General features: G+C 67.9%; 7 protein-coding genes. 3 read left to right on the top strand and 4 right to left on the bottom strand.

Annotated elements, in window-relative coordinates; all coding sequences use genetic code 11:
• Window positions 1-483: 483 nt before the first annotated feature.
• Both AWC17_RS03790 and AWC17_RS03785 read right to left on the bottom strand, forming a co-directional pair.
• Window positions 484-1,701, bottom strand: a complete 1,218-nt coding sequence (locus AWC17_RS03790; RefSeq protein ID WP_085164252.1) for a helix-turn-helix domain-containing protein — start codon at window positions 1,699-1,701, stop codon at window positions 484-486.
• Window positions 1,688-2,023, bottom strand: coding sequence for a putative quinol monooxygenase (locus AWC17_RS03785; protein ID WP_012393900.1), 336 nt, complete (start codon window positions 2,021-2,023; stop codon window positions 1,688-1,690). The genes AWC17_RS03790 and AWC17_RS03785 overlap by 14 nt, the downstream gene beginning before the upstream one ends.
• 281 nt (window positions 2,024-2,304) lie before the next feature.
• On the opposite strand from AWC17_RS03785, the gene AWC17_RS03780 reads away from it, so the two are divergent.
• From AWC17_RS03780 to AWC17_RS03770, 3 genes are all read left to right on the top strand, one after another.
• A complete protein-coding gene (locus AWC17_RS03780; protein ID WP_012393899.1) occupies window positions 2,305-2,646 on the top strand; it encodes an SCO3933 family regulatory protein in 342 nt (113 codons plus the stop codon).
• A 97-nt stretch (window positions 2,647-2,743) separates the two neighbouring features.
• Window positions 2,744-4,144: an FtsK/SpoIIIE domain-containing protein gene (locus tag AWC17_RS03775; RefSeq protein ID WP_012393898.1), complete on the top strand. Its 1,401-nt coding sequence runs from the start codon at window positions 2,744-2,746 to the stop codon at window positions 4,142-4,144.
• Window positions 4,141-5,754: a replication initiator gene (locus tag AWC17_RS03770; protein WP_012393897.1), complete on the top strand. Its 1,614-nt coding sequence runs from the start codon at window positions 4,141-4,143 to the stop codon at window positions 5,752-5,754. Before AWC17_RS03775 ends, AWC17_RS03770 begins: the two co-directional genes overlap by 4 nt.
• Before the next feature lie 205 nt (window positions 5,755-5,959).
• Here AWC17_RS03770 and AWC17_RS03760 read toward each other — a convergent pair whose 3' ends face one another.
• A complete protein-coding gene (locus AWC17_RS03760) occupies window positions 5,960-7,399 on the bottom strand; it encodes a recombinase family protein (RefSeq protein WP_012393896.1) in 1,440 nt (479 codons plus the stop codon).
• A gap of 9 nt (window positions 7,400-7,408) precedes the next feature.
• Window positions 7,409-8,497 (bottom strand): HNH endonuclease signature motif containing protein, encoded by a 1,089-nt coding sequence (locus AWC17_RS03755; RefSeq protein ID WP_085164250.1) that lies wholly within the window; start codon window positions 8,495-8,497, stop codon window positions 7,409-7,411.
• Window positions 8,498-8,576 lie beyond the last annotated feature (79 nt).

Below are 8,576 nucleotides of genomic sequence, written 5' to 3'. Positions count from 1 at the left end.
CACCGGTCCGGACGCGGACCCTACCGACGACCCACTGCGCCAAGCCGCGGAAACGCCGGTAGGTCTTTAATAGCAGTGAAGAAAGTTCTCACAAAGCAGGTCGGGGACTGTTTTTGATCTGGTTGGGTGGCCGGCGCTGATGCTGCGGGGCGGCTCACTGGCCTACGGCGATACCGGTGTGTGCGCGGGCATCGCGGTCGCTTTCGTGGTGGCGACGTTCTCACATGGCTTGCCTGGCGAGCTGGTTGGTTGGCGGGCGGCGGACGCAGGGCGCAGTGTAGCGACCGGCGCGGACGGGAGCGCCAGCGGACGGAAGCGGAGGGAGCGCAGCGCAGCCCGGAGGTAGCCGCCCGCATTGTGGATCAGCTCGGGTGGGCGGTGTGCTTGGGGCTGCGCGCTGCAAGATGAACGGCCGCGGTGGCAGCGTTCGCCGGGCGGTGGGCACGTGGCTGGTGTGTCGGGGCCGTGCAGCATCAGAGCCGGTCAGCCGTAGAGGCGTTGTCGGAGTTCACGTAGTCCGGGTAGGCGTGGGCGTCGGTTGAGGGCTTCGATGTCGTCGATGAGTTCGGCGACACGTGGTGTTTCGGCGAGCTCTTCGGGGGCGATCTGTTCGGCTTTGACCAGGGCCAGCAGTGCGCCGCGCCCGGAGCGGGTGAGCAGGTGAGCGCGGGCGATGTCGATGAGGTAGCGGGCTTGCCGTTCCGGCGAGAGCTGTTCGGGGTGGCGGACGTGGGCGGCACGGTCGAGGGCTTGTTGTCCGTTGCCGAGTTCGACGGCGACACCCACGGCGTGCATGGCCACATTGGTGGGGCCAAATTCGGTGTCGTGGTGGTTGCAGTCGCCACCCAGCACGGCGGCGAGCCGGCGTGTCACCGTCAAACACTGCTCGGCGGCATCGGTGTTGGCGTCGCGGGCGTGCAGGATCGCCAGCAGCAGCGCGCTGGAACCGACCAGTGAGATTAGGGCGGGGTCGCCGCCGGCGATGATGGCGTCGTGGCGGCGGGTTGCTTGGGTCAGAACGTGGCGGGCCAGTGCTTGTTCGCTGGAGTCGAGCAGGGTGCGGGCCATCCGTAGTTGCCCGGCCAGGATCAGGGCGGGGTCGTGGCTTTGTTCGGCGGCGGCGATGGCGCGGTCGGCGGCCACCCACCCTGCACCACGGTCACCGACTTTGACCAGCATCGCAGCAGCGGCTTGATAGGTCTGGGCCAGCAGCGGAAGCAGTTCGGGCCGTTGAGTTTTCGCAGCGGTGCGGCTGGCGTTTTCCAGCTCGCTGATCAGGGCGGCGATGGTTGGTCCCATATCGCGGTAGGCGCTGGCGTGGATGCGTTGCCAGATGTGGCGGGTGCGTTGGCGCAGTGACTCCATATCGCAGGGTGGGCCGTCGATGACCGGGGTGATGATGTTGTCGGGGGCGGGGTGGCCGGCGATGGCAAGACGCAGCTGCTCGACGTAGGGGCGGTTACGGACGGTTTCGGTGTCGGGTCCCAGGGCGGCGTCGATGAACTCTTGTAGCGGGGCGCCCAGCAGCGCGGCGAGTTGGCCCAGCACGGTGATGTCGACCAGCGGCAGTTCACCACGTTCGATTTGGGCGACCCAGCTCACCGATTTGTGTATCTGGCCGGCCAACCGTTCCCGCGACCAGTTGCGCTCTTTGCGGTAGCGGCCGACCAGCTCGCCAGGTGTGCGGTCAGCGCGCGGCACCGTCGCCTCGAAGTGGCCTGCCGTCGATTGCGCCGGCAACCGGCGTGAGTGTCAATACCTGCGGTGGGCTGGCCAGGTGTTGGGCCCGCTCGGCGAGGAACCGGCGGGTGTGCGGGGCGGCCTCGTGCGCCTGAAACGCGTCATGGTTGCGGTAGCACTCGTAGAACACCCGCACGCTGGGCTCGCCGGCCTGGGTGTGGCTGGCGTAGACGATCGTGTCGGGTTCACCGGTGGTGATCGCGGCCAGCGTTTCGGCGACCAGCGTGTCGAAGGCGTCTTCGTGTCCGGCACGGACGCTGAACCTGACCAGCAGTGCGAACAATTCTCACCCCCAACGCGACGACACCGCCCCGGTGCGAGGGCGGCTGCCGCACACCCTACCCGGCGACCGCCCCTGCCGGTGACGACGACAAGCGCACCCGCTGACACGACGGTGCCGGTCAGCGGACCGGTGCCCGGTGCCGTCGGCAGCGCACAGTTTTGCACAGCAGCACTGTGCGTTTTAGTCCGCCGCTGGTGGCCCCGGCTGGGGTCGGGCTGTGCTGGGTGATGCGTCCAACAACACCGTTGGGCCGATCACCGAGAAGACAGGACACAGCACTCATGAAACTGCGTATCGACACGACCGGGGTGACGTTTTTATGCACTCGGATTCCGGAGCAGCGCACCAATTTCGACACCGGGGCACCCCGTGTGGACAAGGCCACCGGGCAGGCGCTGTGGCAGGTGCAGTTGATCGCCCTGGACGCCACCGGCGGCGAAGTGCTGGCGGTCACCGTGGTCGGGGAACCGAAAGTCACGGTCGGCCAGCCGGTGGCGGTAGCGGGTCTGGTGGCGTTGCCGTGGTCGCAAGACGGCCGCTCAGGCATCGCGTATCGCGCCGAAGCCATCACCGCCACCGACCCCGCCACGGCGAGCGTCAAGCCGGGCCAGCAGGCCCGGTAACCGCAGGGCCGGCCCGGCAGTCGCGCAGACCAGCGCGTCGGGGCTGCCGGGCCGGCACCCCCGCCCCTCTTTCCACTGTCAGTGAAAGCAGACCGTCATGTCGAACACCCCAAACCGTAAGAACCACAACAACAATCCATCAGCTGATGATGACTGGGTCGGTGAGTTGATCGTGGCCGGGGTCAAAGCCGCCGGACAGTTGCTGTGGTGGGCGATCCTGTTTCCGGTCCTGAGCATCCCGGCCACGGTGGCGCTCTGCGTCACCGTCAGTCACGGCGCCCGGGCCGGTGTGTTGACCGCCGCCGTGGAGATCGCGGCCTACATCGGCTGGTCGGTGCTGGAGCCGTCATCGTTTAGCCGGTGGGTAACCAATCCGGTGCGGCAGCGTTTCTGGGCGTGGTGGCGCTACGGGCGTAACTGGGCGTCGGTGTGTGCCCTGCACGGGCTGACCGCCCGACTGGGTGAGCGCATCCTGGTCCCGGCTGTGGTGTCGGTGCGGATCGGCCGCCACGCCGACGTGCTGATCGTGAAGGTGGTGACCGGCCAGTCGATTGCTGACTGGCAAAAACGCGCCCCCGCGTTGGCGGCGACATGGGGAGCGCAGCGGTTGACGATCCGCGCCACCGCGCCCGGGCAGCTGCGGATCATCATCGGCCGCGGCGATGTGCTCGGCCAGCCGATCGCGGTGCCCATGCCAACCCCGGGGTCAGCGGTTGATCTGGGCGCGGTGCGGGTCGGGGTCACCGAATCACGGCGCTGGTGGACGCTGCCGGTGCTGGGCCAGCACATTCTGGTCGCCGGGGCCACCGGAGCGGGCAAGGGCTCGGTGCTGTGGTCGCTGATCGCCGCCCTCGCCCCGGACGTCAAGTGTGGCCGGGTGCGGTTGTGGGTGATCGACCCCAAAGGCGGTATGGAACTCGGTGCCGGCGCAGCGCTGTTCACGCGGTTCTGCTATGACACCGGTGCACCCACCGTGGAGTTGCTGCGCGGCCTGGTGGAGCTGATGCAGGCACGCGCCGCCCGGCTGCGCGGGCACACCCGCCTCCACACTCCCACCGTCGCCGAGCCCTTGCACGTGGTGATCATCGATGAGATCGCCGCGCTGACCGCCTATGTCAGCGACCGCAAACTGCGGGCCGAGATCGAACAACTGCTCGGCCTGCTGTTATCCCAAGGGCGTGCTGTCGGGATTTCGGTGGTGGCCGCGGTGCAAGATCCGGCCAAAGACACCCTGCCGGTGCGCCAACTGTTCACCGTGCGGATCGGGTTGCGCATGACCGAGGCCACCCAGACCGCGATGGTGCTCGGTCAAGGAGCCCGCGATGCCGGGGCCGAATGCGACCTGATCGCCGATGCCACCCCCGGGGTCGGGTACGTGATGATCGACGGCAGCGCCGACCCGGTACGCGTGCGGGCCTTCCACGTCACCGACCGCGACATCACCGCGTTGGCCCGCACCTTTCGGGCACCGCGCCCCGGCGAACAGGGAAACCGGTGAGCACCGTAACGACGCAGAGCCCGGTGATCGTGCTGCCGGGTCAGCCGGCCACCGTCGATGCCGATGCGGTGATCACCCAGATGTGCCGGCGCGCCTCCTCACCCGGCTTCGGGTCGTGGTGGCGGCGGGTGGAATCGGTCGGGTACTGCGCTCACCCGATCCAACTGGTCGGTGCCGACCTCGGCGGGCGCCGGCATACGGTGTGGACGCGTTGCAACAACCGGCGTGCCGCCGTCTGCCCGTCGTGCGCGGACCTGTATGCCCGCGACACCTGGCAGCTGGTGCACGCCGGTGCCTCCGGCGGCCACCACGACGTACCCGCTGAGGTCGCCACTCATCCGCAGGTGTTCGCCACGCTCACCGCACCGGGTTACGGGGCCGTGCACAACGCCACCGACACCACCTGCCACCCCAAACCGGTCGGCCAAGCCGCCAGGTGCCGACACGATAAACCACTGCGCTGCAACACCATCCACACCGTCAATGATTCGGTGGTGGGGCAACCATTGTGCGCGGCCTGCTATGACTATCTCGGGCATGTGCTGTTCGCCTGGCATCTGCCCGAACTGTGGCGGCGCTTCACCATCGCACTACGACGCGCCATCACCACGCACCTCAAAGCGATTGGGCTATCTACGGATTCGGTGCGGGTCAGTTTCGTGAAGGTGGTGGAACTGCAAGCCCGCGCCATCCCGCACATTCACGCCCTGATCCGCCTCGACCCGCCCGGTGACCCCGCCACCACCGCATCAGGTAACCACATCAGTCACGGCCCCGCCGCCCCTCGGGGTGGTGGGGAGCCTCGTCACGGCACCGGCCCACATCCCGGCTGGTCGTCACCGATCACCGCCATCGAGCTGACCGCGCTGATTCACCAGGCCGCCGGTCGCGTCCGCATCGACGTACCCACCGGCGACAGTGGCAGCGGCGGCGCTGTGGTGCGGACGCTGCGGCTCGGCACCCAAATCGACACCCAAGCACTGACACCCGAAACCACCAGGGCCGCGCATGATCCCGCAACGGCGGAAACCGGAACAAGCGCATCGTCGCGGCTTTCACCGCGCCGAGTCGCCGCATATTTGGCGAAATACGTCACCAAATCGCTGCACGACTTCGGCATCACCGCCCGACGGCTATCCGCCGAGGCGATCGGCGAGCTGGCCGTCAGCGAACATGTGCGGGCCATCCTGACCACCATCGCCGAGCTGGCCGAACACGGCGTGGGCGCATTGGCGGGGATCGGGCGCTGGCTGCACACCCTGGGCTATCGCGGGCACATCACCACCAAATCCCGGCACTACTCGACCACCATGGGCGCCCTGCGCACCGCCCGTGCCACCTGGACCCGCGACCAAGCGATAAGAGCCGCGACGAGGCGCAACCAAATCCCACCCGGCGCCGCGGTGACCGGCACCGACCAGCGGCCTTACACCCTACTCGACCCCGATGCGGTGGCCTGGGAGTTCGACCACGCCGGACACGCCAGCGCCGGTGACCGCGTCCTGGTCGTCTCCGCGGCCCTGCGCCACATCCAGGCTCGCATCGCCGCCATCACCGAATCCCGCTCCGCCGTCAGGAGCATCCCACCCATGCCGCCGGGTGCCGGATAATGACCACCGCGCCCGGCGACCGGACAGCAGACACTGCGGGCAGCAGTGACTCCGGCGTGGCACCGTTGCATGAGCGGCCCGAGTTCATCGCCTGGCTGACCGCATCGTGTGAACGCCACGATGTACCGGTCACCGTGACCGACCCGACCGTCATCAACCGGATCGCGACCCTCCTCGGGGCCGATCGGCCCGCCCGGTCGGCAACTCAGACCCGCCAGATCGGGGCTACCCGGTCGATGTCCAGGCGGCGCGCACCCGGGGTGCCCGGTGCGATGACCGCGTGATCCAACACCGCTTTGATGATCGCCTGCTGGCGCCCCAAATCCAGCCCGTCCCACTCGGTGCGCAGTGCACCGCCGGTGCCGACCAACTCAAAGACCGCCGTCGTGTCGGTGACGGCGGCGATATCCCGACGGGCGGCGGTGATGCGCTCGGTGATCGGATCACGCGCCGCGATCCACTCCCGCGCAGTAATGGCGCCATCGGCATACAGCCCCGCCAACTCATCCAGACGCCCCTGATCGGTATCGACCTGGGCGGCGAGTGCGGTCACATCCGCATCAGCATTGGCTTTGCCCGCCAGCGCGTCGGCCAACTGCGCAGAATCCAGCCGCGTCAGCACCGCCTCGGTCAGTAGCTCCTCAACGGGGGCGGCGACCACCGTCAACCGGCCACACCCACCATGATCCGGCCCCTTCAGACACACGTAGCGGCGTACACGATTCTGCGGATTGCTGTGCCGGGCTTGGGAATACAACCTGTTGCCGCAGCGCCTGCACCGCAACAGCCCCGATAACAGATACGTGCGTGCAGTGCGGGATTTGGTCACCGAACGCGCCGCCATCCGAGCCAACACCCGATCACGCTCTGCTGGGGTGATGATCGCCGGCCACACCGCGGGGCCGATCACCTCCCCGCGGTGCTCCCGCAACCCGGCAATACGCCCGGAGGACAACACCTGGCGCACCGCTGAAGTCTGCCACGACTTCGCCACGCTCGGGGTGATCTGCGACTCGTTGAGCCAGATTGTCAACGACCGCAGGGATTGGCCCGCCAGATACCGGTCCACCATCTCACGGACCACGGCGGCCTCTGATTCGCGCACGGTGATCTTGTCGGCTTCGTAGCCGAACGGGCGTGCTGAGCCATGCGGTAGACCGGCCTGGGCGTTCTGCAACATCTTGCGGCGGATGCGTGCTGACTTGCGCCCGGACTCTTTGGCGGCGAACGCCGCGAAAATCCGCGCCATGAACAACCCGTCATCGTTGCCCAAGTCGATGTCGGCGGTCACGGTCGCCACATCGCGCACCCCCACCGATTCGCACAGCGTGACGAACTCCTCCAACTCCACCGGACGCCGATGCAGCCGGTCCAGGTTGTAGACGATCACCGCATCACGATCACCGGATGCCAGATCAGCCAGCATCCGGGCGTACTCGCGGCGCGGCTTACCGGAAAACGCCGACACATCGTTGTCGACATACTCAGCCCCGACCGGCCAACCCCGATCCTCAGCGAGCTTGCGGCAATCCTCCAACTGCCGCGCCACCCCCAACCCCGTGCCCTCCACATCGGACGATATCCGGGCATAAATCGCCGCCGACCCCACCCCAACACGCTGACCAGCAGATTTCCTCGCAGGCATGAGGGTAGTTTAACAACTTATGACCTTCGACGGATGCGTCAGACCGCCCTCGGCGTACGGGATCGTATGGTCGATATCGCAGTCGATGGCCGGGCGATCACACCCCGGCGCCCGGCAGGTCAGATCCCGACACCGCACGAAATCGGCCAGCCTGGCCGAGGGGGTGTAGCGCGGTTCGGCCTCCTCCGGCACGCTCAACGGCACCAGCTTGGCCGAGCGAGCCAGCTCGGCGATCACCTCGCCCGGGACGAGTCCCTCAACCCCGGGCAGCACACCCGGGGCATTACCGCACCCGCAGACCGTGGCCTGCTCGGCGACGACATGGATCACCACAGCGCTCGGGATGCGCCCACCGGCCTCACAGCCGGGCGTTCTGCATAGACACCTCAACCGATCCGCCCCGGCGACCAGCGCGCCCACCGCATCAGCACGGCGCTGCCGGTGGGTACGCGGATCGGCCCCACACACGCTGCGCGCCAACTCATCAAGCCGCCGATCCAGCGCATGCCCATCGGCGCCGAACACGCTGCCGGTCAACCAGCCCATCCCCGACTCGTTGGCTTGCACATCCACAAACCGCTCATCGAGCGCCCGCTTGGCGCGGCGCACCGCGTCGGCGTCCACCAGGGCCACCACTCGATCCACGGCCGCGCTCAGCCCTCCCCGGGTCAGCGACGGGCGCCGCGCCACCACCACCGCCAGCCGCGCATCCACCCGCGCCATCACGTCGGGGTCGGTGATCAGATCGGTGCGGAACACGATCGTCTGAAACGCCCGATAGTCGATATCGCCGGCCTGGAACGCCTTGCCCACCTGCGGCAGCCGCTCACGCATCGCCATCGCATAGCGCAGCTGGCTGTGCGCCATCGCCACACTGCACCCCAACGCCGCGCCCACCTGCGCGGCCACCACATCCCACGCATCGGCGGCCCAGTCCGCCCGCTCCCCCCAATCCCGGCAACGCAACACCAGCAAGTCCCCGACCGCCACCAGGCGTTCCGCGGCCGCCCGCGCCTCCGCCCGCCCCGCATCACGCACCCGATCCAGCAGCACCGCCGACTCCGGCGTCGACCGCGAAGCGTAACCATATTCGAACATACGTACTGCTTATCTGCTTAAGTGGACTAGCGGCCTAGAATTCTCCAAATATGTTGCTAGGCAAGGCTTCTAAAGCAAA

The sequence above is a fragment of the Mycobacterium nebraskense genome (genome assembly GCF_002102255.1).
Taxonomy (GTDB): Bacteria; Actinomycetota; Actinomycetes; order Mycobacteriales; family Mycobacteriaceae; genus Mycobacterium; species Mycobacterium nebraskense.
This window is presented reverse-complemented; position numbering and strand designations above follow the sequence as displayed.

What these genes read in the sequence shown, in the direction of transcription:
- AWC17_RS03775 (WP_012393898.1), top strand. Translation starts at nt 2,744, where the DNA reads ATGTCGAACACCCCAAACCGTAAGAACCACAACAACAATCCATCAGCT.
- AWC17_RS03755 (WP_085164250.1), bottom strand. Translation starts at nt 8,497, where the DNA reads ATGTTCGAATATGGTTACGCTTCGCGGTCGACGCCGGAGTCGGCGGTG.
- AWC17_RS03760 (WP_012393896.1), bottom strand. Translation starts at nt 7,399, where the DNA reads ATGCCTGCGAGGAAATCTGCTGGTCAGCGTGTTGGGGTGGGGTCGGCG.
- AWC17_RS03780 (WP_012393899.1), top strand. Translation starts at nt 2,305, where the DNA reads ATGAAACTGCGTATCGACACGACCGGGGTGACGTTTTTATGCACTCGG.